The organism is Streptomyces hundungensis (genome assembly GCF_003627815.1).
Classification (GTDB): Bacteria; Actinomycetota; Actinomycetes; order Streptomycetales; family Streptomycetaceae; genus Streptomyces; species Streptomyces hundungensis_A.
The window spans coordinates 6,445,924-6,470,565 of the sequence record NZ_CP032698.1 but is presented as its reverse complement, the minus strand read 5'-3'; the positions used below and the strand labels follow the sequence as shown (position 1 = coordinate 6,470,565).

20 protein-coding genes are annotated in these 24,642 nt (G+C 70.9%); 10 read left to right on the top strand and 10 right to left on the bottom strand.

Going from position 1 to position 24,642, the window contains the following annotated elements; genetic code table 11:
• Nucleotides 1-165 precede the first annotated feature (165 nt).
• Nucleotides 166-3,156, bottom strand: coding sequence for an excinuclease ABC subunit UvrA (uvrA, locus tag DWB77_RS28650; protein ID WP_120724460.1), 2,991 nt, complete (start codon nt 3,154-3,156; stop codon nt 166-168).
• 222 nt (nt 3,157-3,378) lie between these two features.
• Between uvrA and DWB77_RS28645 the strand changes: the two genes are divergently transcribed.
• From DWB77_RS28645 to DWB77_RS28635, 3 genes are all read left to right on the top strand, one after another.
• Nucleotides 3,379-4,068, top strand: coding sequence for a maleylpyruvate isomerase family mycothiol-dependent enzyme (locus DWB77_RS28645; RefSeq protein ID WP_120724458.1), 690 nt, complete (start codon nt 3,379-3,381; stop codon nt 4,066-4,068).
• 21 nt (nt 4,069-4,089) lie between these two features.
• Nucleotides 4,090-4,746, top strand: a complete 657-nt coding sequence (locus DWB77_RS28640; protein ID WP_120724456.1) for an MBL fold metallo-hydrolase — start codon at nt 4,090-4,092, stop codon at nt 4,744-4,746.
• Between the two features lie 230 nt (nt 4,747-4,976).
• Nucleotides 4,977-6,257, top strand: a complete 1,281-nt coding sequence (locus tag DWB77_RS28635) for an MFS transporter (protein WP_120724454.1) — start codon at nt 4,977-4,979, stop codon at nt 6,255-6,257.
• A 41-nt stretch (nt 6,258-6,298) separates the two neighbouring features.
• On the opposite strand, the gene DWB77_RS28630 is transcribed toward DWB77_RS28635, so the two are convergent.
• From DWB77_RS28630 to DWB77_RS28610, 5 genes are all read right to left on the bottom strand, one after another.
• Complete coding sequence (locus DWB77_RS28630) at nt 6,299-7,279, bottom strand: TerC family protein (protein ID WP_120724452.1); 981 nt, start codon at nt 7,277-7,279, stop codon at nt 6,299-6,301.
• 312 nt (nt 7,280-7,591) lie between these two features.
• A complete protein-coding gene (locus DWB77_RS28625) occupies nt 7,592-9,520 on the bottom strand; it encodes a TerD family protein (RefSeq protein ID WP_120724450.1) in 1,929 nt (642 codons plus the stop codon).
• A 124-nt stretch (nt 9,521-9,644) separates the two neighbouring features.
• The gene (locus tag DWB77_RS28620) at nt 9,645-10,223 is read right to left on the bottom strand and encodes a TerD family protein (protein ID WP_120724448.1); all 579 of its coding nucleotides are present in this window, start codon (nt 10,221-10,223) and stop codon (nt 9,645-9,647) included.
• A 177-nt stretch (nt 10,224-10,400) separates the two neighbouring features.
• On the bottom strand, nt 10,401-12,524 hold the full coding sequence (gene uvrB / locus DWB77_RS28615) for an excinuclease ABC subunit UvrB (protein WP_120724447.1): 2,124 nt from the start codon (nt 12,522-12,524) through the stop codon (nt 10,401-10,403).
• Nucleotides 12,525-12,575: 51 nt separating this feature from the next.
• Nucleotides 12,576-13,439 carry an MHYT domain-containing protein gene (locus tag DWB77_RS28610; RefSeq protein ID WP_120724445.1) on the bottom strand — a complete coding sequence of 288 codons (864 nt, stop codon included), beginning with the start codon at nt 13,437-13,439 and terminating at the stop codon, nt 12,576-12,578.
• A gap of 235 nt (nt 13,440-13,674) precedes the next feature.
• Between DWB77_RS28610 and DWB77_RS28605 the strand changes: the two genes are divergently transcribed.
• Together DWB77_RS28605 and DWB77_RS28600 are read left to right on the top strand one after the other, a co-directional pair.
• Nucleotides 13,675-14,226, top strand: coding sequence for a methylated-DNA--[protein]-cysteine S-methyltransferase (locus DWB77_RS28605; protein ID WP_120724443.1), 552 nt, complete (start codon nt 13,675-13,677; stop codon nt 14,224-14,226).
• A 61-nt stretch (nt 14,227-14,287) separates the two neighbouring features.
• On the top strand, nt 14,288-15,586 hold the full coding sequence (locus tag DWB77_RS28600; protein WP_174248637.1) for an MFS transporter: 1,299 nt from the start codon (nt 14,288-14,290) through the stop codon (nt 15,584-15,586).
• On the opposite strand, the gene DWB77_RS28595 is transcribed toward DWB77_RS28600, so the two are convergent.
• Nucleotides 15,576-15,989, bottom strand: coding sequence for a cupin domain-containing protein (locus DWB77_RS28595; RefSeq protein ID WP_246033672.1), 414 nt, complete (start codon nt 15,987-15,989; stop codon nt 15,576-15,578). The two genes, DWB77_RS28600 and DWB77_RS28595, sit on opposite strands and share 11 nt — an antisense overlap.
• 182 nt (nt 15,990-16,171) lie before the next feature.
• Between DWB77_RS28595 and DWB77_RS28590 the strand changes: the two genes are divergently transcribed.
• Entirely contained in the window at nt 16,172-17,086 is a 915-nt protein-coding gene (locus tag DWB77_RS28590; RefSeq protein ID WP_120724439.1) for a pseudouridine-5'-phosphate glycosidase, read from the top strand.
• Complete coding sequence (locus DWB77_RS28585; protein WP_246033671.1) at nt 17,083-18,003, top strand: carbohydrate kinase family protein; 921 nt, start codon at nt 17,083-17,085, stop codon at nt 18,001-18,003. The genes DWB77_RS28590 and DWB77_RS28585 overlap by 4 nt, the downstream gene beginning before the upstream one ends.
• A 110-nt stretch (nt 18,004-18,113) precedes the next feature.
• Here DWB77_RS28585 and DWB77_RS28580 read toward each other — a convergent pair whose 3' ends face one another.
• The 3 genes from DWB77_RS28580 to DWB77_RS28570 all read right to left on the bottom strand — a co-directional run bounded on the left by DWB77_RS28580 (nt 18,114) and on the right by DWB77_RS28570 (nt 20,780).
• Complete coding sequence (locus tag DWB77_RS28580) at nt 18,114-18,776, bottom strand: uridine kinase (protein WP_120724437.1); 663 nt, start codon at nt 18,774-18,776, stop codon at nt 18,114-18,116.
• Nucleotides 18,777-18,922: 146 nt separating this feature from the next.
• A protein-coding gene (locus DWB77_RS28575) for an IS5 family transposase (RefSeq protein WP_246033784.1) occupies nt 18,923-19,731 on the bottom strand; the annotation gives its coding sequence in 2 pieces (ribosomal slippage) (nt 18,923-19,383 and nt 19,383-19,731; 810 coding nt in all).
• A 317-nt stretch (nt 19,732-20,048) separates the two neighbouring features.
• The gene (locus DWB77_RS28570; RefSeq protein ID WP_120724435.1) at nt 20,049-20,780 is read right to left on the bottom strand and encodes a hypothetical protein; all 732 of its coding nucleotides are present in this window, start codon (nt 20,778-20,780) and stop codon (nt 20,049-20,051) included.
• 82 nt (nt 20,781-20,862) lie between these two features.
• Between DWB77_RS28570 and DWB77_RS28565 the strand changes: the two genes are divergently transcribed.
• The 3 genes from DWB77_RS28565 (at nt 20,863) to DWB77_RS28555 (ending at nt 24,596) form a co-directional block, all read left to right on the top strand.
• On the top strand, nt 20,863-21,663 hold the full coding sequence (locus DWB77_RS28565; RefSeq protein ID WP_120724433.1) for a DUF2293 domain-containing protein: 801 nt from the start codon (nt 20,863-20,865) through the stop codon (nt 21,661-21,663).
• A gap of 71 nt (nt 21,664-21,734) precedes the next feature.
• Nucleotides 21,735-22,277: a hypothetical protein gene (locus tag DWB77_RS28560; RefSeq protein WP_120724431.1), complete on the top strand. Its 543-nt coding sequence runs from the start codon at nt 21,735-21,737 to the stop codon at nt 22,275-22,277.
• Nucleotides 22,278-22,478: 201 nt separating this feature from the next.
• On the top strand, nt 22,479-24,596 hold the full coding sequence (locus tag DWB77_RS28555) for a TerD family protein (RefSeq protein WP_174248730.1): 2,118 nt from the start codon (nt 22,479-22,481) through the stop codon (nt 24,594-24,596).
• Nucleotides 24,597-24,642 lie beyond the last annotated feature (46 nt).

Below are 24,642 nucleotides of genomic sequence, written 5' to 3'. Positions count from 1 at the left end.
CCCGCGCCCCCAAACAACAGGACCGCTCCCCGCTGACCGCCGCACGTGGCCGGTCGCGCGGTGCCTCGCGTCCCTAGGGGGCGGGGGTCCCGCGGGGCCTTGGGGGAGAGGGCGTTCCGCGCCTCTTCCCCGCCGCGGGGGGGTGGGGAAGAGGCGCGGTGTGGCTCAGGCCTTGCGGGCTCGGGCTGTTTTCTTTGCCGGTGCTGCCTTCTTGGCCACCGCCTTCTTGGCCGGTGCGGCCTTCGTCGAGGCCGGCTTGGTGGCCGCCCGCTTCGGGGACTTCCGTCCCGGCGACGACGCGGCGTCGCTGATCCGGTCCGCCCCCAGGATGTCCCTCAGGAACTTGCCCGTGTGGCTGGCCGACTCCGAGGCCACCTCCTCGGGCGTGCCCTCGGCGATGACCAGGCCACCCCCGCTGCCACCCTCGGGACCCATGTCGATGACCCAGTCCGCCGTCTTGATGACGTCCAGGTTGTGCTCGATGACGACCACCGAGTTGCCCTTGTCGACCAGCCCCGAGAGCACCTTGATCAGCTTGGAGATGTCCTCGAAGTGGAGCCCGGTGGTGGGCTCGTCGAGCACGTACACCGTGCGGCCGGTGGAGCGCTTCTGGAGCTCGGAGGCGAGCTTCACCCGCTGGGCCTCGCCGCCCGAGAGCGTGGGCGCGGACTGCCCGAGCCGGACATACCCGAGCCCGACCTCGTTGAGCGTGCGCAGATGGCGGGCGATCGTCGGAACGGCCTCGAAGAACTCCAAGCCTTCCTCGATCGGCATGTCCAGCACCTCGGCGATGGACTTGCCCTTGTAGTGGACCTCCAGGGTCTCCCGGTTGTAGCGCGCCCCGTGGCAGACCTCGCACGGGACGTACACGTCCGGCAGGAAGTTCATCTCGATCTTGATGGTGCCGTCGCCCGAGCAGTTCTCGCAGCGACCGCCCTTGACGTTGAAGGAGAACCGTCCCGGCAGATAGCCCCGGACCTTCGCCTCCATCGTCTCCGCGAACAACCGGCGGACGTGGTCGAAGACGCCGGTGTACGTCGCCGGGTTGGACCGCGGGGTGCGGCCGATGGGCGATTGGTCGACGTGGACCACCTTGTCGACGAGGTCGTCCCCGTCGACCCGAGTGTGCCGGCCGGGCACGCTGCGCGCCCCGTTCAGCTCCCGGGCGAGGTGCGTGTAGAGGATGTCGTTGACCAGCGTCGACTTGCCCGAGCCGGAGACGCCGGTGACCGCGGTCAGCACGCCGAGCGGGAACGAGACGTCGATGTCGCGGAGGTTGTTCTCCTTGGCTCCGTGCACGGTGAGCCGGCGCGAGGGGTCGATGGGGCGCCGCACGTCGGGCAGCGGGATCGACTTCTTGCCCGCCAGATACTGGCCGGTCACCGACTCCTTGTTGCTGAGCAGCTGCTTCAACGGCCCGCTGTGGACGACCTTTCCGCCGTGCTCACCGGCGCCGGGGCCGATGTCGACGACCCAGTCGGCCACCTTGATGGTGTCCTCGTCGTGCTCGACGACGATCAGGGTGTTGCCCATGTCGCGCAGGCGCACCAGCGTCTCGATCAGGCGGTGGTTGTCGCGCTGGTGCAGACCGATCGAGGGCTCGTCCAGGACGTAGAGCACGCCGACCAGGCCGGAGCCGATCTGGGTGGCGAGCCGGATGCGCTGGGCCTCGCCGCCGGAGAGCGTGCCGGCGGCGCGGTTGAGCGAGAGGTAGTCGAGGCCCACGTCGACCAGGAACTTCAGCCGCTCGTTGACCTCCTTCAGGACCCGCTCGGCGATCTTCTTGTCGCGGTTGTTGAGCTTGAGCTCGGCCAGGAAGTCCGCGCAGTCGCTGATGGACATCGCGGCGACCTCGGCGATGGACTTCTCCATCACGGTGACCGCGAGGACCAGGGGCTTGAGGCGCGTGCCCTCACAGGTGGGGCAGTGCACTTCGCGCATATAGCCCTCGAAGCGCTCGCGGGCGCCGTCGCTCTCCGCCTCGGAGTGGCGGCGCTTGACGAACGGCACCGCTCCCTCGAAGGCGGTGGTGTACGCCCGCTCCCTGCCGTACCGGTTGCGGTAGCGGACCTCGATCTGGGTCTTGTGGCCGTAGAGCAGCGCCTTCTTGGCGCGCTGCGGCAGACCGGCCCAGGGGATGTCGGTGCGGAAGCCCAGCTCGGCGGCGAGCGCGCCCACCAGGCGGGCGAAGTAGTCCTTGGTGTGGCCGAGCGACCACGGCGAGACCGCGCCCTCGTCGAGGGACTTGTCCTCGTCGGGGATGATCAGGTCGGGGTCGACCTCCATGCGCGTACCGATGCCGGTGCAGTCGGGGCAGGCGCCGAACGGCGAGTTGAAGGAGAAGGAGCGGGGCTCCAGCTCCTCGAAGGAGAGGTCGTCGTACGGGCAGTAGAGGTGCTCCGAGTACATCCGCTCGCGCTCGGGGTCGTCGGCCGCGAGGTCGACGAAGTCGAGCACGACCATGCCGCCGGACAGGCCCAGCGCGGTCTCGACCGAGTCGGTGAGGCGGCGCTTGGCGCCGTCCTTCACCGTGAGGCGGTCGATGACCACCTCGATGGTGTGCTTCTCCTGCTTCTTGAGCTTGGGCGGCTCGCTGAGCTGGATGGTCTCGCCGTCGACCCGGGCCCGGCTGTAGCCCTTGGTCTGGAGGTCGGCGAAGAGGTCGACGAACTCGCCCTTGCGCTCGCGGACCAGCGGCGAGAGCACCTGGAAGCGGCTGCCCTCGGGCAGTTCGAGGACCTTGTCCACGATGGCCTGCGGCGACTGGCGGGTGATGGGCCGGCCGCACTCGGGGCAGTGCGGCTTGCCGATGCGCGCGAACAGCAGGCGCAGGTAGTCGTAGACCTCGGTGATGGTGCCGACCGTCGAGCGCGGGTTGCGCGAGGTCGACTTCTGGTCGATGGAGACCGCGGGCGACAGGCCTTCGATGAAGTCGACGTCCGGCTTGTCCATCTGGCCGAGGAACTGGCGCGCGTACGAGGACAGCGACTCGACGTAGCGGCGCTGTCCCTCCGCGAAGATCGTGTCGAAGGCGAGCGAGGACTTGCCCGACCCGGACAGACCCGTGAAGACGATGAGGGAGTCACGTGGCAGGTCGAGCGAGACGTTCTTGAGATTGTGCTCGCGCGCGCCACGGACGATGAGACGGTCGGCCACGCCGGTCCGCACCTTTCTAGAGGGAGCGAGGGGGCTCCAGGAGCCCCCGTCCCAGGGTATGGGGGGCGCCACAGTGATGTCGTTGATTCTTGGATGAATCCGGACAGGTTCCACAACGGTTTTGAGGGGGGACCCATTCCCGAGCGTATAGCACGCACATTCGAATTATGGACTCGTCCAGCCACCTTCACCCGATTGAGTGGCGGGGCTATCGTCGGCGCCATGATTGATCACGCGCGCGACCTGGCCTCTGTACGCGAAGCCACCGAACGGCTGCTCAGCGCAGCCGCCGCACTGGACAACGGCTCCGTCGCCGAGCCGTCACGGCTTCCCGGCTGGAGCCGCGGCCATGTGCTCGCCCATATCGCACGGAACGCGGACGCGCTCGTCAATGTGCTGGCCGGGCGGCCCATGTATCCGAGCGCCGAGGCCCGGGACGCCGACATCGACCGTGATGCGCCCCGCCCGCTGGACGTCCAGCTCGCGGACGTGCGTGACAGCGCGGCCGGCTTCCAGGCGGAGGGCGATCGGCCCGCCGACTGGTCGCGCACGGTCGAGCTGCGCAACGGCGTGACGGACACGGCGGCCCGAGTGCCGTTCCGGCGCCTGGTCGAGGTCGAACTGCACCACGTGGACCTCGGGATCGGCTATGAACTCGAAGACCTCCCCGCGGACTTCGTGCGGCGCGAGAGCGCCTTCCTGGCCGACCGGTTCGCCGGCCACAAGGACCTGCCGTCGATCACCCTGAACGACGACGCCGGCGGGACGTGGACCACCGGAGGCGGCGGCCAGGGCGACCCCCTGCGGGTGAGCGGCCCGGCGGCGGAGCTCGTCGGCTGGCTCGCGGGCCGGCGTGACGGCGCCGCCCTCAAGGTGACCGGCGGGGCCCTGCCCGCACTGCCCCCGCTGTGACCCCGGCGATAGGCTGAGCCCATGACGTACAGCGGAGCGGTGAAGGCCGGCGGTCCTGCCGACGTGCACGAGTTGACGGACCTCATGATCTCCAAGGTCGAGGTCGGCTCGATGGGCAACAACGCGTATCTGCTGCGCTGCCGGAACACCGGCGAGCAGCTGCTCATCGACGCGGCCGCGGACCCCGCGACGCTGCTCACGCTGATCGGTGACGACGGCATCGCGTCCGTCGTCACCACGCACCGCCACGGCGACCACTGGCAGGCGCTGGCCGAGGTCGTCGCGGCGACGGGCGCGCGCACCTACGCGGGCCGCCATGACGCCGAGGGCATCCCGGTCCCGACGGACGTCCTCGTCGAGGACGGCGACACGATCACGGTCGGCCGTGTCGAGCTGACCGCGCGCCACCTCGTCGGCCACACCCCCGGCTCGATCGCCCTCATCTACGACGACCCGCACGGCCACCCCCATGTGTTCACCGGCGACTGCCTCTTCCCCGGCGGCGTGGGCAACACCTGGAAGGACCCGGCCGCGTTCGCGAGCCTGCTCCGCGACGTCGAGACCAAGCTCTTCGCCGCCCTGCCCGACGAGACCTGGGTCTATCCCGGCCACGGCAAGGACACCACCCTCGGCGACGAGCGCCCGCATCTGCCGGAGTGGCGCGAGCGCGGCTGGTAGCCACCGGGCGGCGGCTCGCGCCACCGCTCCCGGCGAGGAAAACCGCCCTCGTGCCGCACCGAAGATGTCCATGCCTCGATGGTGGCACCCGCCACTGACAATCGACCCGGACCGCGTGCGCCCGCCCGCCTCTCGATGAGCTCCCGCACGCCCCGTAACGGCCGTTCACGGTGGGTAGTTGGCGCGATATGCGCCCCTCCCCTCCCCCGCATCCGCCCGGTTCCCCGTCGATGCTCCGCCTCGCGGCCGCCTCGCTCGCGGGCACGGCCATCGAGTTCTACGACTTCTTCGTGTACGGGACGGCGGCCGCCCTCATCCTGGGCCCGCTGTTCTTTCCCACCTTCTCCGCACTCGCGGGGACCCTGGCCGCCTTCGGCACCTTCGGGGTCGGCTTCCTGGCCCGCCCGCTGGGCTCGGTCCTCTTCGGACACGTCGGCGACCGCTACGGCCGCCGGCCGGTCATGTTCGCCTCGCTCGCGCTGACCGGCCTCGCGACGGTGGCGGTCGGTTGTGTTCCCTCGTACGCCACGATCGGCATCGCGGCGCCCTCACTCCTCCTGGTGCTGCGCTTCCTCCAGGGGCTGGGGCTGGGTGGCGAGTGGGGCGGCGCGGTGCTGCTCACGGCCGAACACGCGCCCGCCCACCGGCGGGCCCTGTGGACGAGCTTTCCGCAGATCGGCCCCTCCATCGGCTTCCTGCTCGCCAACGGGCTCGTCCTCGCCCTGTCCGCCGGGCTGACCGACGCCCAGTTCCACGACTGGGGTTGGCGGGTGCCGTTCTGGGCCGCCGGGCTGCTCGCGCTGGGCGGCCTGCTGCTGCGGACCTCACTGGCGGAGACCCCGCACTTCCGCGAGATGGGCGAACCGGCCACGCTGCCGCTGCTCGAAGTGGCGCGCGGCCACTGGCGGTTGGTGCTGCTCACCGCGGGCGCTCTCGCGGTCGGGTACGCCCTGTTCTACGCGGTCACCACCTGGTCGCTGGCGTATGCGACACAGCGGCTCGGCGTGGACCGCACGGTGGCTCTGGTCTGCGTCATGGCCGCGGTGGCGATCATGGGCGCGGTGACCCCGCTGGCGGCGCTGCTCGGTGACCGCTACGGACGCAGACCGCTGTGCCTGGCGGGGTGCGGTGCGGCGGTGGTGTGGATGTTCCCGATGGTGGCGCTGCTCGGGACCGCCGAGCCCCTGTGGATGTTCACCGGATTCCTCGGCGCGATGCTGGCGTTCATCACCATGTTCGGGGTGATCGCGGCGTATCTCCCGGAGCTGTACGAGCCGAGGGTGCGCTGCACGGGGGCCGCGGTCGGCTACAACCTGGGCGGGGTGGTGGGCGGCGCCCTGACGCCGATCGCGGCGACGGCACTGGCCGGCCGCGACGGGCCGCCGTGGGGCGTCGCCGCGTATCTGGCCGGAGTCGGGCTGCTGAGCCTGGCCTGCTTCGCGCTGCTGCCGGAGACTCGCCCGGTGGTGCGGCGCGTTACGGGGACGGAGTCGGAGGCGGCCCCCGCATAGGGGGCCGGGAGGGCCAGGGGGGGCCGCCTCGATCCGCGCGCTCAGGCGCCGATGCTGTCCTTCTCGGGCTCCTGCGCCGCCGCCTGCTTACGGGCGGCGACGAGGCTGGTGATGGTGGTGATGACCAGGACGCCGCAGATGACACCCAGGGAGAGCGGGATGGAGATCTCGGGGACGTCCACCCCGTTCTCGTGCAGGGCGTGCAGCACCAGCTTTACGCCGATGAAGCCCAGGATCACCGACAGGCCGTAGCTGAGGTGGACCAGCTTCTTGAGCAGGCCGCCGATCAGGAAGTACAGCTGGCGCAGTCCCATCAGCGCAAAGGCGTTGGCGGTGAAGACGATGTACGGGTCCTGGGTGAGGCCGAAGATCGCCGGGATCGAGTCCATCGCGAAGAGCACGTCGGTGGTGCCGATGGCGAGCATGACGACCATCAGCGGCGTCATGATCTTCTTGCCGTTCTTCGCCACGAACAGCTTGGTGCCGTGGTAGCGGTCGGCGACGCCGAACCTCTTCTCGACGGACTTCAGCAGGCGGTTCTCCTCGAACTCCTCCTCCTCGTCGCCGGAGCGCGCTTCCTGGATGAGCTTCCAGGCGGTGTAGATCAGGAACGCGCCGAAGATGTAGAAGACCCAGGAGAAGTTGGCGATCACCGCGGCACCGGCCGCGATGAAGATCGCGCGCAGTACGAGGGCGATCAACACGCCGAAGAGCAGCACCCGTTGTTGCAGCTGCGAGGGCACCGAGAACTTCGCCATGATCAGGATGAAGACGAAGAGGTTGTCGACGGAGAGCGACTTCTCGGTGATGAAGCCCGCGAAGAACTCGCCGGACGCCTGGCTGTGGCCGAAGAACAGCAGGCCGAGGCCGAACAGGGCCGCCAGCACGATCCAGACCACGGTCCAGACGCCGGCTTCCTTGACCGACACGTCATGGGGCTTGCGCCCGATGAAGAAGTCGGCCGCGATCAGGGCACACAGACCAAGGATGGTCAGTACCCACAGGGTCATTGAAACGTCCACTGCGCCTCCGGCGTCGTACGGCTACTGATCAGCGTCGTCGCTGCCGGAGGTCTCTTCCACCCGGGCGCCTTCCCTCGCGCCGCGGGCCGGCGCCCCGGGACCCGTCCCGTGGGTCCGTATTGACGGGAACGCCGCAGTCGGGAGTACTCCCCTCCGCTGCAAGCAGCCTACCCGATTGACCAAGAGAAGGTAAAGAGATGGGTAAAGACAATACAAAAGGCCAGGTCAAAGAGGTCTGGCTCATCACGCATGGCGGAGCCGACGCTCCCCTGGCGCGGGCGGTCCGTTCACTCCCGTGGCGCGCGCGGTCCGCTAACGGGGCCAAGCGGCGCGGGCCTCCCCGACCTGTCCGAGCACCTGCTCCAGGACCCGGCTGCCGGACGGCGCGAGCGGCGGCTCGTACGTCCAGGCATGCCCCACCCACGGGTCGGCGAGGTGGTCGTCGGGGGCCGGGGTCAGGCGCAGCAGCGAACGCCACAACGGCTGGAGGACCGGACCGTACTCACTGGCCTCCTCGCGGTCGGCGATCATGAGCAGATGCACGCCGACCGAGGGCCCCTCGTCGGCGAGGTAGCGCAGTTGGTTGAGGGCGCGGTCGTCGAAGCCGTGCGGGAAGTCGTTGACGATGAGGAGCTGCTCCGCGGTGTCCATCCCCGGCGGCAGCGCGTCGACGCCCGCCCCGGCCCGTACCGCCATCTGGACGAGGTCCACCCGCTCGGTGAGCCTGGCCAGCACTTCGGACACTCCGGCGGCGCCGGCCGCGGGCGGCGCCGCGAGCACCCCGGAGCGTGTGAGCGGGGCGAGCCGGGCGGCGGCCGCGCCCGCCGGGTCGATGACATGGAGCGTGAACTCATGGGCCGGGTACACCGCGAGCAGACGTGCCGCGACGGCCACCGCGGTGTCCACCGCGAGGCCCTTGGCCTGGTCGGGGTCGAGGAAGGCGGCCGCTTCGAAACCGCTGCGGCCGGAGTCGATCCACAGTCCGCGCTCAAGGGGCAGCCGGATCAGCATCGGAATGCGCAACTGCGGCTGCTCGGGCAGATGGAGGTCCCCGATCCGCAGCGCCATCGGGAGTTCCATCGGCACCCGGTAGCCGTGCCACACCGGGTTGTCCCAGCGGGCGTACGCGGGCGGCAGCGCGGGCTCGACGACCTCCGACTCGGCGGTGAGCTGGGCCAGGTCGCGGTCGAGCGCCTCTCTGGCCCGGTCGACGAGCTCCTCCCGCTTGACGCGGGCCTCTTCGCGCGCCCGGTCCCCCGAGGAGCCCAGGCGGTCGCGCGGGTCGGACAGGGCCCGGTCGAGCTCTTGCTCCAGCCGCGAGTCCGCGAAGTCGACGGCGCTGCGGTAGGCGGCGACGGCGCGGGCCAGGTCCTCGAACATGCCCCACACCTGGTTGTAGAGCCGCTCGTCCATGGACCAGCCGCTCGCGTCCCCGGCGACCGGCCGCGCGGGCTCGCCGGGGGCCGCGGGCGGTGCCACGGGGGCCGGCGGCGGAGGCGTGCTGGTCTGGCGCCGCGGATGCGCGTAGTTGATGGGGCCGCCGTCGCCGACCGCCTGCTGCGGCACGGCGGCGGGCGGTTCCGGGTCGGCGGGCGCGGGCCCGCCGGGGGCTCCGGTGGCTCCGGGGCCGGGCGTACGCACCCGGGTGTCGTCGCTCGTACGCGGCGGGGGCGCCGACACCGAGCGGGAGACGCCGAGCGTGACCGCCTCCTGGATGGCGGCGGCCACCTGTCCGGCCTCGGCCAGGCCCTGGTCGGCGAGGAGCGCGGCGAGGCCGCCCTCGTACCCCTGGCCGATGGCGCGGATCTTCCAGGCGCCCTGGCGGCGGTAGAGCTCCACGGCCACCACCGCCGACTCGACGCCGAGACCGGTGAGGGTGAAGCTGGCGATCTCCGTGCCGTCCAGGCCGGTCACGGCGACGAAGGGCGCGGCCACCGCGGCGAACCGGCTGGGCCCCGGTGTCCCGAACGGAAGCGCCAGCAGCACATTGACCCGGTGAACGCCCTCGTCCAGGGCCTCCAGGTCCACCGCGAGGCGGTGGTCGGCCGCGGCCTGCCGGGAGACTTCGAGGCCGGGCAGCGTCGGCGAGCCGGGGTGGGCGACCTGCTCCACCGCCCGCACCCTGCCCTGCTCGTCGCCGAGCGTGGCGGCGGCCACCACCGGGGTGCCGGCCGACACCCGGATCTCCAGTCGGGTCCCGGGCAGGGGGTGGTTCTGCCCCCGTACCAGCTCGGCCGTCATCGCCTCTGTCCCCTCGTCGAGTTGATGGTGGTGCGTGCGGTGCCTGTGTGATTGCGGTGCAGCTCCCGGCGGCGTCGTGCCTCCGGGAGCTGCGGTGGTGCGGTGGCGCGGTGGTCCGGTGCGCTCAGAGCTGCGGCAGGATCGCCGGCATCAGGTCCTGGAAGGTGCGGCCGTTGGCCGGGTTGCCGATCGCGGTCATCTGCCAGCCGGCGCCCGAGCGGTGCACCTTGGCCATGATCTGCGCCGTGTACTGGCCGCCGCCGTCCAGCGTGTACCGGGCCAGCTCCTGGCCGTTGGTCTCGTCGACCAGACGGCAGAACGCGTTCTGCACCTCCTGGAACGTCTGGCCGGTGAAGGAGTTCACCGTGAAGACGATCTGGTCGATGTGGACCGGCACGCGCGAGAGGTCGACCAGGATCGACTCGTCGTCACCGCCCTGGCCCGCACCGCCCACGAGGTTGTCACCGGTGTGCCGTACCGAACCGTCGTCGCTGACGAGGTGGCGGAAGAAGACCACGTCGACGGGCTGCTTGTCGGCGAACAGCACCGCCGACGCGTCCAGGTCGATCTCCTGCGTCCGCTTGCCGAACAGGCCCCGGCGCGGGGCCGCCTGCCAGCCGAGCCCCATCCGCACCGCGGTCAGGGTGCCGCCACCCTGCTTCTCCAGGCTGATGGCCTGACCCTTGGACAGATTGACCGTCACGCGCTGTCCCCTCTCCCCTGTTGTCGTGCTTGACATGCCACGTTGTCGTTCTTGACATGCTTTGCGTCGGTGTACGTTCTCGGGCCCGACCCTACGCAGTGGCACGGGCCGCGCGCTTCGGCGGGGGCGCTTTTGTGGCGGTGTTGCAACACACCGTCCACGCGCGGCGTCCGCGGGTCAGGCGAGGCCCGCCTCCCTCATCTGACGGAGCTCCTTCTTCAACTCGCCGACCTCGTCCCGCAACCGGGCCGCCACCTCGAACTGCAAGTCCGCTGCGGCCGCCCGCATGCGGTCGGTCATCTCCTCGATGATTCCCGCCAGTTCGGCCGCGGGCCGGTCGGTGAGCTCCTGCTTGGCGCCCTTGGCCGACTTCGCCGCCTTGCCGCCGAGGGAGGGCACCGGAGCCTTGGCCTGCTTGCCGTCCTTGCCCTTGCGGTAGCCGCTGCCGAGCAGTTCCTCGGTGTCGATCTCCTCGCGCGCGATGCTCGCGGCGATGTCACTGATCTTCTTGCGCAGCGGCTGCGGGTCGATGCCCCGCTCCTTGTTGTACGCGATCTGCTTCTCGCGGCGCCGGTTGGTCTCGTCGATCGCCTTCTCCATCGCCGGGGTGACCCGGTCCGCGTACATGTGGACCTGGCCCGAGACGTTGCGGGCCGCACGGCCGATGGTCTGGATCAGCGAGGTGCCCGACCGCAGGAAGCCCTCCTTGTCGGCGTCGAGGATCGCCACCAGGGAGACCTCCGGCAGGTCGAGGCCCTCGCGCAGCAGGTTGATGCCGACCAGGACGTCGTATTCGCCGGCCCGCAGTTCGCGCAGCAGCTCGATGCGGCGCAGGGTGTCGACGTCACTGTGCAAGTACCGCACCTGGATGCCGAGTTCGAGGAAGTAGTCGGTGAGGTCCTCGGCCATCTTCTTGGTCAGGGTGGTGACCAGGACCCGCTCGTCCTTCTCGGTGCGCTGACGGATCTCGTGCACCAGGTCGTCGATCTGACCCTCGGTCGGCTTGACCACGACCTCCGGGTCGACCAGGCCGGTGGGGCGGATGATCTGCTCCACGAAGCCGTCGCCGCGCGAGAGCTCGTACTTCCCCGGGGTGGCCGACAGATACACCGTCTGGCCGATGCGGCCGAGGAACTCCTCCCACTTCAGCGGCCGGTTGTCCAGCGCGGAGGGCAGCCGGAAGCCGTGGTCGACGAGGGTGCGCTTGCGGGAGGCGTCGCCCTCGTACATCGCGCCGATCTGCGGCACGGTCACATGCGACTCGTCGAGGACCAGCAGGAAGTCTTCGGGGAAGTAGTCGATCAGGGTGTTGGGCGCGGTGCCGGGGTCGCGGCCGTCGAAGTGCATCGAGTAGTTCTCGACGCCCGAGCAGCTGCCGATCTGGCGGAGCATCTCCAGGTCGTACGTGGTGCGCATGCGCAGCCGCTGGGCCTCCAGGAGCTTGCCCTGCTTCTCCAGCTCCGCCAGGCGCTGCTCCAGCTCCTTCTCGATGCCGTTGACGGCCTTCTCCATGCGCTCGGGGCCCGCCACGTAGTGGCTCGCGGGGAAGACGTAGAGCGACTGGTCCTCGCTGATGATCTCGCCGGTGACCGGGTGGAGGGTGGACAGGGCCTCGATCTCGTCCCCGAACATCTCGATGCGGACGGCCAGTTCCTCGTAGACCGGGAAGATCTCGATGGTGTCGCCGCGCACCCGGAAGGTGCCGCGGGTGAACGCCATGTCGTTGCGGGTGTACTGGATGTCGACGAAGCGGCGCAGCAGCTGGTCCCGGTCGATCTCCTCGCCGACCTTCAGCGGCACCATCCGGTCGACGTACTCCTGCGGGGTGCCGAGGCCGTAGATGCAGGAGACGGAGGCGACCACGATCACGTCGCGCCGGGTGAGCAGCGAGTTGGTCGCCGAGTGGCGCAGCCGCTCGACCTCCTCGTTGATCGAGGAGTCCTTCTCGATGTAGGTGTCCGACTGCGGGACGTACGCCTCGGGCTGGTAGTAGTCGTAGTACGACACGAAGTACTCGACGGCGTTGTTGGGCAGCAGCTCGCGGAACTCGTTGGCCAGCTGGGCGGCCAGCGTCTTGTTCGGCGCCATCACCAGGGTGGGGCGCTGGAGCTTCTCGATCATCCAGGCAGTCGTCGCCGACTTTCCGGTGCCGGTCGCGCCGAGGAGGACGACATCCTTCTCACCTGCACGGATGCGCTTCGCCAGCTCGGCGATGGCCGCCGGCTGGTCACCGCTGGGCTGGTAGGGACTGACGACCTCGAAGGGCGCCACCGTACGTTCGATCTTGGAAACGGGCCGCATGCAACCACCGTACGACCCGCCACTGACAACCGGCGTGCGATCGGGGTCCGCTCACCAGTCGTGCGGCGAGGCGGAGCCCTCGCGCGGGGGCTCGGACGCCGCCCAGCTGGTGCGCTCGGGGAAGGACGGGCGGTGCCGGGGCAGCGGGATCGCGCGCGGCGGGCGCTTCTCCCAGTCGGGCTTGCCCATCACCACCAGCGGGTCGAACATCACGACCACCCCGGCGATGATCAGGAAGGCGACGGGCCCGATCAGCATGGGCGCGAGCAGCGCGGCGGGCGTCTCCCCGCCGGCCGCGACGCCGGAGGCGCCGTGCAACCGGACGCTGAGCGCCGCCATGCCCGTGTAGTGCATGCCGCTGACGGCGACGCCCATGACGAGGCTGGCCAGCAGGCTGGCCAGGAATCCGTGCACGGAGACGGCGGCCCACAGGGCGGCGGTGGCGGCCACCACCGCGATCACCACGGAGATGCTGACCACCACGGTGTTGTACTCGAACTCGCCGTTCATCCTGATCCCGGCCATGCCCAGGTAGTGCATGGTGGCCACCCCGAGACCCGTGATGGTGCCGCCGGTGACCAGCGCCATGGGGGTGGCGCCCCGATAGCCGACGATGAAGATCCCGATGCCGACCATCACGATCGCGACGGCGAGACTGGCGAAGGTGATGCCCCGGTCGTAGCCGAGCGGCGCCTCGTGGACCGAGAAGCCCATCATCGCGATGAAGTGCATGGTCCAGATGCCCGACCCTATGGACGTGGCGCCCAGCGCCAGCCAGGCCGCCTTGAAGGACCGCTCGGTCCGCAGCGACCGCGCCGTGCAGCGCAGTCCCAGGGCCCCGCCGAGGCAGGCCATGATGAACGCCGCCACCGGCGTGACGAGGCCGTAGCTGAATCCGTCGACCGTCCCGTGCATACTCATGTGCCCTTCGCCCCGTGCCGACTGAAGAGGCCCTACTCCTGTGGCGACCCTGGTGGGGGCGACATTAGGGCTCGCTGCGCGACAGGCAAACATTTTCCGGGCAATTTATCGACTCCGGGCACTTGGGGCGTTCCCATCTGAGGGGATCCGTTCGCATTGGTGCCCATGCCGCCGGGCCCGGAAGGTCCGCCCGGCCGCGTTGTCAGTGGGCGGTCGTACGGTGGTCGCCATGGACAGCAACGCGCAGTTCGTCGAGTGGGCGGTCGTTCGCAGCGACATCGGCCCGCTGTTCCTGGCCGCCACAGGACAAGGCCTGGTGAGCGTGGTGTTCCACGCCGATGAGCCGGTCCGGGCCCGGGCCGTGCGGGCCCTCGCCGCCCGGTTCGCCACCGAGCCCACCCTGGCGGCGCCCGGCGGCCCGGGCCTCCTGGAGGAGCCCATACGTCAGATCGAGGCCTACTTCGACGGTTCGCTGCGCGCGTTCACGCTGCCGCTCGACTGGTCGCTCTCGTCCGGCTTCAACCGGCAGGTGCTGCAAGAGCTCGCCTCCGCGGTCCCGTACGGGACGGTGGTGGGGTACGGCGATCTGGCCCGCCGGGTCGGCCGGCCGGGGGCGGCGCAGGCGGTCGGCGCGGCCATGGGCTCGAACCCGCTGCCCGTGGTGGTGCCCTGCCACCGGGTGGTGGAGAGCCACGGCGGCCTGGGCGGATTCGGCGGCGGCCTGGAAACCAAGCGGGACCTGCTCGCGCTCGAAGGGGTGCTTCCGAGCCCCCTGTTCTAAGCACCGGGGTTCCTTGCGCCCGACTGTTTCCCGGCCGTACACGGGCTGGCACACTGCGCCGGTGACCACACTCCCCGACGCCACCGGAACCGGCCACGCGGCGCCCGATCCGGCGGCGCTGCCCGCGCTGCGGCGCCGCATAACCGCCGTGCTGATCGCGAGCCAGATACTCGGCGGGCTCGCGAACGCCACGGGCATCGCGCTCGCCGCCGTGCTGGCCGCCGAGGTCAGCGGCAGCCAGGCCCTGTCGGGGCTCGCCTCGGCCTCCATGGTGGCGGGGCCCGCGCTCCTCGCGATGCCGCTGGCCGCGCTGATGACCAGGCGCGGCCGCCGGCCCGGCCTGGTGCTCGCCTATCTCCTCGGGGTGGTGGGCGCCGCCGTCGTGGTCACCGGCGCGGTGCTGAAAAGCTTCCCGCTGCTGCTCTTCGGCATGGCCGTCTTCGGCGCGGGCTCCCTGGGCAACCTCCAGGCCCGGTACGCGGCCGCCGACCTCGCCGAACCGGGGCGCCGCGCCCGTGCCATCTCCACCGTCGTCTGGGCGACGACGATCGGCGCGGTGCTCGGCCCGAACATCGCCGCACCGGCCGGCCACAGCGTCACCGGCCTCGGCATACCGGCGACGGCGGGCCCGTTCGTCTGGGCGGCCGGGGTGTTCCTGCTGTCGGCCGTGCTCGTCGGCGTACTGCTGCGGCCGGACCCGCTGCTCACCGCCCGGGCCCTCGACGGCGGCGCGGCGCATCCCCCGGCGGCCCGCTCCCTGCGGGCCGGGGTCACGGCGGTCCGGGAGTCGCCACGGGCGCGCCTGGCGCTCGTCACCGTCGCCGTGTCGCACACCGCCATGGTGTCGATCATGTCGATGACGCCGGTAGCACTCACCCGGCACGGCGCGGACATCCAGCTGATCGGCCTCGTCATCAGCGTGCACATCGCGGGGATGTACGCGTTCTCGCCGGTGATGGGCTGGCTCGCCGACCGGCTCGGTCGGCTCTCCGTGATCGGTCTTGCGGCCGGACTGCTGTGCTGCGCCGCCCTGTTGGCGGGCACGGCGGGCACGAGCCACGGCCAGACCATGGCCGGCCTCTTCCTGCTCGGCCTCGGCTGGTCGGCGGGGCTCGTCTCCGGCTCGGCGCTGCTCACCGATTCGGTGCCGGGTCCCGCGCGCGCCGCCGTGCAGGGCCTGTGCGATCTGACCATGAACGTTGCGGCCGGCCTAGGCGGCCTCACGGCCGGCCTGATCGTGGCCCGCGCCGGCTACGGCTGGCTGAACGCGGCGGGCGCCGCGCTGCTGCTGCCGATGGCGGGCCTCGCCCTGTTCACCTCGCGACGGCACGGGACGCGCGAGGGCGCCGCTACAGGCTGATGTGGTAGGCCTTGCGCAGCGTTTCGTGGACGGTCCAGGTGGTGCGGTCACCGGCGCGCAGCACGCACGCGTCGCCGGGGCCGATCTCCAGGGTGTCGCCGCCTTCCACCTCGACGGTGGCGCGTCCCTCGACGACCACGAAGAGCTCATCGGCCTCGGTGTCGGTCACCACACCCGGCGTGATCTGCCAGATCCCCCGGATCTGCTTCCCGTCGGCCGACTCCCACAGCACTTTCCCGGTCACCCGCGGAGTGCCGGAGACGATCTGTGCCGGGTCGAGCGGCTCCGGCTCCAGCTCGGCGTCGCGGACGCGCACGGCGAACGAGGCGGGCCCGAGCCGCGCACTCCGATCGTGCGGTGCGGGGCTCGTGGGAGCGGCAGGGGGCTGGTCCGTGGTGCTCATGACCGGTCAATCTAGCCGCGCCCGGCCAGGACCGTGACCGACAGTGCGCCCAGGTCGGGGCGTCCCGCCACGACAGTCTGTCCAGCGCGTCTCCCCGCCCGGCTTCCGGCCCGCGAATCGGCGTGGCACGGCGCGGAGTTGAGGAACGTTTACCCGGCTTCCGCAGGTGCCAGGGATGGGGCATGCCCTTTGACGACGTATCCGCTGAGTCCACGGTGTCGGAAGAAGTACGGACGGCTCTTGACGAGGGCCGCCCGGTCGTCGCTCTGGAGTCGACGATCATCTCGCACGGCCTTCCCCGTCCGCGCAATCTGCGGGTCGCCCGCGAACTGGAGCAGTCGGTACGCGACCGGGGCGCCGTGCCCGCGACGATCGCCGTACTCGACGGACGGCCCCGGGTGGGCCTGGACAAGGCGCAGTTGGAGCGGGTGGCCACCGAGGAGCTGCGCAAGCTCGGGCACCGGGATCTGCCGATGGCGCTGGCGGCCGGGGCGAGCGGGGCCACCACCGTGTCGGCCACCGCTTTCCTGGCCGCGCGGGCGGGCCTGCGCGTCTTCGCGACCGGCGGCCTCGGTGGCGTACACCGCGAGTGGACCGAGACCCAGGACGAGTCCGCGGATCTGCGCCTGCTGGCCAGGACGCCGATCGCGGTGGTGTGCGCGGGCGTGAAGTCGATCCTCGACGTACCGGCCACGCTCCAGCGCCTGGAGACACTCGGGGTGTCCGTGGTCGGTTACGGCACGGACCGGTTCCCGGGGTTCTATCTGTCCAGCTCCGGCGAGCCCGTCGACTGGACGGTGCGCTCGCCGCAGGAGGCCGCGGATGTGCTGCGCGCCCACCGTTCGCTCGCGCTCGACTCGGCGGTGATCGTCGCCAACCCCGTACCGGAGGCGGAACAGCTCGATCCGCGGCTGCACGACACGGTGCTCGCCTCGGGTCTCGCCGCGTGCCGCGCCGCGGGCGTCACCGGTCAGGCGGTCACCCCCTTCCTGCTGCACTACCTCGTCGAGCACACGGACGGTGCTTCCCTCGAGGCGAACGTGGCGGCGGTACGCGGCAACGTCCGGCTCGCCGCGAACATCGCGGCCGCGCTGTGATCGAAGCGGGTCACGGCCGCGCGGGCGGGGGGCTTCTGGTCGTCGGGGACGTGGTCACCGATGTGGTCGCGCGCCACCGCGGCCCCCTCGCCAGCGCCACGGACACGGTCGCCGACATCCGTACGGTGCCGGGCGGCGCGGGCGCCAACGCGGCGTGCTGGGCGGCGCGTTCGGGCTGCCAGGACGTGCGGCTGCTCGCCCGGGTCGGCCGGGACGCGGCCGACTGGCACGACCTTCAGCTGCGCCGCTCCGGCGTACGCCCCTCGCTGATCCCGGACGACGACGCCCCGACCGCGACCGTGATCGCCCTGGTCGACACGGCGACGGCGGAACGCACCTTCCTCACCGACAGCGGCGCCGTCCACCGCATGTGTCCCGCGGACTGGTCACCGGCTCTCCTCGACGGCGTCGCCCATCTCCATCTGTCGGGCTATCTGTTGTTCGCCGACCAGAGTCGTCAACTAGCGCTCGCGGCACGGGAGTCAGCGCGCGAGGCGGGCGTCGGCGTGAGCCTGGATCCGGCCTCGACCGGGTTCATCACCGGCCTCGGCATCGAACGTTTTCTGGCCCTGACCGAGGGCATCGACGTGCTGCTCCCCAACGCCGACGAGGCGTCGTTCCTCACCGGTCTGCCCGAACCGGCGGACGCGGCCGCCAAGTTGAGCCGCCAGTTCCCTTGGGTGGCGGTCACGCTCGGCGCGGCCGGAGCGCTGGTGGCCACCGCCGGGGAGGTCGTCGCGAGGGTCCCAGCGTCGGAGGTGACTGCGTTGGACTCGACCGGCGCGGGCGATGCCTTCACGGGCGGCTTCCTCGCCGCCCGCCTGCGCGGCACGTCCCCCAGGGAGGCCGCCGAGGCGGGGTGCCGGGCGGGGGCGCTCGCGGTGGGGGTGGTGGGAGGGCGGCCGCCGACGGAATAGGGGGTGGTGGGAGGGCGGCCGCCGACGGAATAGGGGGTGGCGGGCGTCGGCGGAGAAGGGGTTGGCGGGCGCCGGCGGAGTAGGAGGTGGCGGGCGCCGTCCCCACGCCCTCACCCGCTCCCTCCCCCGCCCCCTGCCGCCCCCACCTGCCAGGCCGGGTGCCGAGGGTCGTCGACCCGCACCACGACGTCGGCCGTCTCGGCCGGTCGCACCTCGGCCTCGTACCGCTCGAAGGCGGGCAGCGTCCAGCGGGCGTCCTCGTCGGTCCGGCGGCGCAGCGCCGACGGTGAGAGACGCAGGTGCACGGTGAGGTCGAGCGGGAACCAGCGGCCCAGGAGCAGGGGCCCGTGCACGAGCAGCACTCCGCCCTCGGGGAGTGCCTGATAGGGGCTGCGGGTCGCCCGGTCCCTCGCCGGGTCCCACAGGTCGGGCAGGACCCGTCCCGTGCCGCCCGGCTCCAGCGGGCCGAACACCTCCCGCCACAGAGCGCCCGTGTCGAACCAGCCGTCGTAGTACGTGTACGCGTCCTGGTGGCCGTATTCGAAGCGCAGCGACGCGGGCCGCAGAAAGCCCTCGGTGGAGACGGCGAGGACGGATCGGCCCCGCAGCCGGAGCGCGTCCGCCAGGAGCCGTGCCAACGCGTCGGGCCGGGCGGCGGGGGCGCCGTCGATGCCGATGCGCAGCCAGGGGCCGCCGTCGGCCGTCTTCGTCTCCATGGCCCGTTCGGCGAGGGCGTCGGTCAGGCGTTCCCAGGTGATCGCTTCGAATCGCACGCCCCCATGATGCGCGGTGGCGGAGCGTTCGGGCCGGAAACGGGAGCGGGCCCGGAGGCGTAGCCGGCCCCCGGGCCCTGAGTGGTGCCACCGCTCCTGCACACGCCGGTCCGCTTGAGGACCCAGGTCAGTCTTAAGAAGTCATCTCATTTGGCGAGTCGGCGGTAGCAGATGAGGGTGCAGGCGATGCTGGTGAAGGCGAGGAAGTGGTCGGCCTTGCGTTCGTAGCGGCGGTGGAGTCGTCGGCAGCCGGCGAGCCAGGCCATGGTGCGTTCCACGGTCCAGCGGTGGCGGCCCAGCCGTTGCGAGGACTCGACTCCCTTGCGGGCGATGCGGTGGGTGATGCCGCGTTCGCGTAACCATTGCCGCAGGTGGGCGTAGTCGTAGCCCTTGTCGGCGTGGAGTTTGCTGGGCTTGCGGCGGCGCGGGCCGCGGCGCGAGCGGATCGGCGGGATGCCCTTCACGAGCGGGATCAGGGCCTGACTGTCGTGCAGGTTGGCCCCGGAGATTCCGACGGATATGGGCAGACCGGACCGTTCGGTGATCAGGTGGATCTTCGAGCCGTACTTGCCCCGGTCGACAGGATTCGGACCCGTCAGGTCCCCCTTTTCAGGGCCCGCATGTTCACCGAGTCGATCGCGCACCTAGACCAGTCCAGTTCGCCGCGGGCGCCGAGTTCGTCGAGGACCAGGCGGTGGAGCTTGGCCCACACTCTGGCCTTCGACCACTCCGAGAACCGCCGGTGGGCGGTCGCTCCGGACGGCCCGAACGACGCCGAAGGCAGCTGCTGCCAGGTACAACCCGACGTGGCCACGAAGACAATCGCGGCCAGCACCTCCCGGTCCCCGTGCCGACGCCGACCACCGCCCTGCGGCCTCGACGGCGCCTCCGGCACCACCCGCTGGAACAACTCCCACAACTCGTCCGGCACCAGACGCTCAACGATCCCCACCATGACTCACAGAATACCGAGTCGCCCAAATGAGATGGCTTCTAAGCCGTCGCGTCCTGCCTTTGGACCACCGCGGATCGGAGGGAACTGAACTGAAGCTCCGCGGGCCGGACTTGAACCGGCAATTCGACGCACAGGGGCCTGGGCCCGGTTGGTTCCGGCGTTCGGTGGCGGATGCTGAGTCTGGAGCGAGAGTCTGAGATTGATCGCGACCCGCTCATACGGGCCGCACCGTCACGACAAGCTTCAGTTTCAGCTTTGCGCTCCTCGCGCACCCGGCCGTGCTGACGCACGACCGGGAGTCTTGGGTTGTTGCGTACTCAGCCGAAAAGGTAGCCGAATACGGCGTCTCCGACCCTCTGGTCGGTGACGTCTATGCCATTGGCCTCCTCGCGCGCGAACTTCACGGCCTGCTGCACCTTCTCCACGCGGCCGATGAGTTCGTTGACGCGCCGGGCGGGCAGCGCACCGGAGAACTTCACGGTCGTCCAATAGCCGACCGGAACGTCCTCGTAGTACACCTCGACCTGCGCCGGGTGTTTGTCGGTGGCCTCCGCCTTGACGTGGTTGCGCGGCACCTTCTTCGTACGCAGCGTCCGTACCGGCTCGGTCTTCCAGGAGTCGGTGGAAGGGTCCTGCACCCATGACTCGGCGGCGTCGAGCACGGGCAGACGGCGCACAAAGGCATTCAGGTCCGTCAACTGCTTCTCCAGGAAGAGGAGATAGGAGACCGGCACGGCGGTCACGAGGACCCGCCCGTCGACCGTGACGTCGGCCCGCGCCTCGCAGTTCGCCCAGTCCTTGGTGGCGGTCACGTCGAACAGCCGGGTCAGCGTCTCGGCCGTGTCACGCAGCACGTCCTCCGACCTGACCTGCACCCGGGTCGACTCGGGCGGCAGCTGCTCGCCCTCCTCGTCCTTGGGCTGGTAGGTGCGCGCGATACCTGCCAGCAAGGCGGGCTTCTGCAAACCGTGTTGAGCGGCCGTCAGGTCCTGGTGGGACTTCGCCTTGATTCCCTTTTCGACTGCGATGATCTGATTGAGTTTCGCCACACGAAAGAACGTAGCAACACCAATCCGGCTTGTTCCACCGGTTATTGGGCGGGGAATCACCGAAGGGAACGGAACACCATCCTTGCAAGCCCCGGGCAAGGAGGGCAGGCCCATTCTCGTCATACAACCCCGGCGCCATCACCACTGCGCCGACTGCGACCGCTCGCCGCTGCGGGAACTCGTCCTGGTGGGTGGGTCTCCGCTCTGCCTGGACTGCGCGGACCTGGGCCATCTGGTCTTCCTGCCGCGCGGCGACACCGCCCTCACCCGGCGCGCCCGCGCGGCCAGTTCGCTGTCCGCGGTCGTGGTTCGCTTCAACCGGCGCCGTCGGCGTTATGAGCGGCAGGGCGTGTTCGTCGAGGAGGCCGCGCTCGCCGCGGCCGAGGCCGCCTGCCTGGCGGATGCCGAGGCCCGCGCCCGCCGGCGCGTCCGGGACGCCGAGCGCCGGGCGGCCGAGGACGTGCGGTTCACGGCAGCGCTGGCCGCCGAGATCCTGCGCCTTTTCCCAGGTTGTCCGCCCGCTCGGGCCCGAGACATTGCCGAGCACGCCTCGGTGCGGGGCAGCGGCAGGGTGGGGCGGTCGGCGGCGGGGCGGGCCCTGGACGAGGCGGCGGTGACGGCCGCCGTGCGGGCGTCCGTGCGCCATCTGGACACGGAGTACGACGCGCTGCTCATGGCGCGCGTGCCGCACAACCGGGCGCGGGCGCGGGTCGCCGCCGCGATCGACGCGGTCATGTCCGCCTGGGCGGCGGGCCGGGCCGACGTCTCACCGGCCGAGCCGACGCCCCGACTTCCGCAGGGCCCGCCGTGCACGGCGCCCGGGGAAGGCGGGACCGCCCATCCGCAGGCACGACGACGCCACACCGACGCACCCAGCACCTAACAACTGACGACTAACAACTAGCCATGACTGTACGGAACTTGACCGCCCTGCGGCGTGGGTATCCCTTCCGCATGACGACTGCGCCCGACCGCCCCCTGCTGCTCCTAGACGTGGACGGCCCCCTCAATCCCTACGCCGCCCGCCTGCCCCATCTGCGCGGCTACCGCACCCATCGGCTCCGCCCCTCGAACTGGCTCTCCCGCCAGGCCCCGGGTTCCCGTCCGCACCGGCGCGGCCTGCGCGTCTTCCTCAACCCCACCCATGGCCCGCTCCTGCGTTCGCTGCCCTACGACCTTGCGTGGGCCACCACCTGGATGAACGAGGCCAACGAGATGATCGCCCCCGTCATCGGCCTTCCGCCGGACCTGCCCTTCATCGCCTGGCCCGAACTGTTCGCCACCGACCCGGACGGCCTGTACTGGAAGACCAGACCCCTGCTGGCGTGGGCCGCGGGCCGACCCTTCGCCTGGGTCGACGACATGATCACCGATTTGGACGAGGCGTATGTGCGCGCCCACCATGACGCACGCGCCCTGCTGGTGCGCGTACACCCACGGCGGGGCCTGCGGGACGCCGACTTCACCAGACTGACCCACTGGGCGACGAGCGCCTAAGGGGGCGCACGCCACACCTGGTCACGCCCGGGCTGCCGTTGCCGCTCCTCGGCCTTTCCCCTTTCTCCCCGGGGGCGAGCATCTCGGCGTATAGGCTCCATTCCGCGCTCTTGGGGAGGGCATCAACTTTTCCGTGAACAGAGGGCAGTTCGGCCATGCCCGTGCAGCCCTCCATCCCGTGGGGGGACATCTATGCACGACATGGTCAAGGGCGCCAATGTGGGCCTGGCGACGCTCAGCGAGAACGCCGGATCCGTCATGGTCAGTCTGAGCTGGAGCAGCCCGAGCGGCGAGGGCGACGCCGATGTCTCCGTGCTTCTGCTCGGCACCGACGGCAAGGTCCGGGACAACGCGGACTTCTACTTCTACAACAACCCGGCCGCGGCCGACGGCACGGTGCAGCTCCTCGGGCCGGCCCCGACCGAGAACGGCAGCGAGGACCGGATCCGGCTCGACCTGACGGCATTTCCCGATGAGGTCGACCGGATCGTCATCGCGGCAAGCCGCCATCAGCGAGCGCATTTCGGTGAGTTGGAGAACATTCGCCTGACCCTGGCGGACGGTTCCGGCGAGGCCATGCTCGGCTTCTCCATCATCGACGCCGACACGGAGAGCGCGTTCGTCTTCGGTGAGATCTACCGGCGCGCGGACGCCTGGAAGTTCCGGGCCATCGGCCAGGGCTACGACTCCGGCCTGGCCGGCCTCGCCACCGACTACGGCATCGGAATCGACGAGGACGACGACCAGGACGGTCGTCAGGACACGGCGACCGGCACCCCCGACGCCGTGGACGCCGGAGGCGCCGTGGACGCCGTAGACGTCGGCAATGTCGAGACGGCGGTCGAAGTCGCCGCCGCCCCAACTGCCGCACCCGATACGCCCGTTACTGCCCAGGCCGCCGCTCGTGCGGCCGCCCTCGTGTCCGTGCCCGCTCCCCGCTCCGCCGAGCCCGCCCCGGCGGAGCCGGTCGCCGCCGGGCCCGCGCGGCGACTGCGTACGGCCAAGAAGAAGGTCACGCTACCGAAGGCGCCCAAGCCGTCGCTCGCCGAGAACGACGCGTGGCGCGGCGCCCGTCTGTTCCCCGCGTCCTCGCTCAAGAGCGACCGGGAACGCGAGATGCGGGCCACCTCCGTCCTGCTCGCCGTGATGACCCAGGTGCCAGAATTCGGGCGCCGCCTCACCGCGGGATTCGGCGCGCCCGCCGGGCGGATGGAGACCTTCACCGAGGTCACGCTCCCGCACGGCGACAGCCCGAAGCGGCCCGACGGAGTGATCCGGGTGGAGCGTGCGGGAAAGCTGTGGACGGCCCTCGTCGAAACCAAGACCAACGGCAACCCTCTCAAGGGCGAGCAGATCCAGGCGTATATGGACATCGCCGCGCGCCGGGGCTACGAAGCGGTCATCACCCTCTCCAACGACGTGGCCCTGGAGGGGAGTTCCCTGGTCGAGGTGAAGACCGACGGGCGGCGCAAGCACAAGGTCGCCCTGTGGCACCTGTCCTGGGCCGAGGTGACGCACCAGGCGCAACTCCTCATCCGGCACGAGGGCGTACGCAACGAGGCGCACGCCTGGCTCCTCCAGGAGCTGCTGCACTACCTCCAGCACGACAACTCCGGCTGCCACGGCTTCCAGAACATGGGGCCCGCCTGGGTCCCGGTGCGCAACGGGATCGACGAGGAGACCCTGTCGCCGGACGACCCGCGGGCCGTGCAGGTCGTCGAGAGCTGGGAGCGGCTGATCCGCCAGGTGTGTCTGCGGCTCGGCGGAGAGCTCGGCACCAAGGTGGTGCCCGTGCAGCGCGCCAAGCGGGGCACCGACCCGCAGTCGCGCCGCGCCGAACTGGCAAGCCGGCTCTGTGTGGACGGACAGCTGCGGGCCGAGATCCGGATCGAGGGCACGCCCGGCATCCTGGGCGTGGTCGCCGATCTGCGGATGGGGCGGCTCAGGACCTCCATCGAGATCGCCGCGCCCGAGCAGGGCTACCCGCTGAGCTGGGTGAAAAGGCTGATGAAGCAGCTCGGCGAGGCGCCGGCCGACCTGCATGTGCAGACCCTCCTCGGCGGAGAGACGGTCGGCCCGCGCGGCACCCTGGAGAAGCTGCGCCCCGAGCCGGGGGACCTGCTGCCGAAGGGTTCGGAGCGGATCACCGGGTTCCGGCTGTCGCTCTCCAAGGGCGTCGGCAGTACCCGCGGCAACGCGGAGACCGGGTTCATTCGCGGGGTGGACGCGGCTGTCGACCTGTTCCACTCCGGCGTGGTGACGCATCTGGAGCCGCCGCGTCCGGCGCAGCGTGCCACGGCCGTCACCGCATCCGTCTGACGGCCCCGGTCGGCCCCCCGGCCGCCCCTCCCGGGGGCCCCGCCCG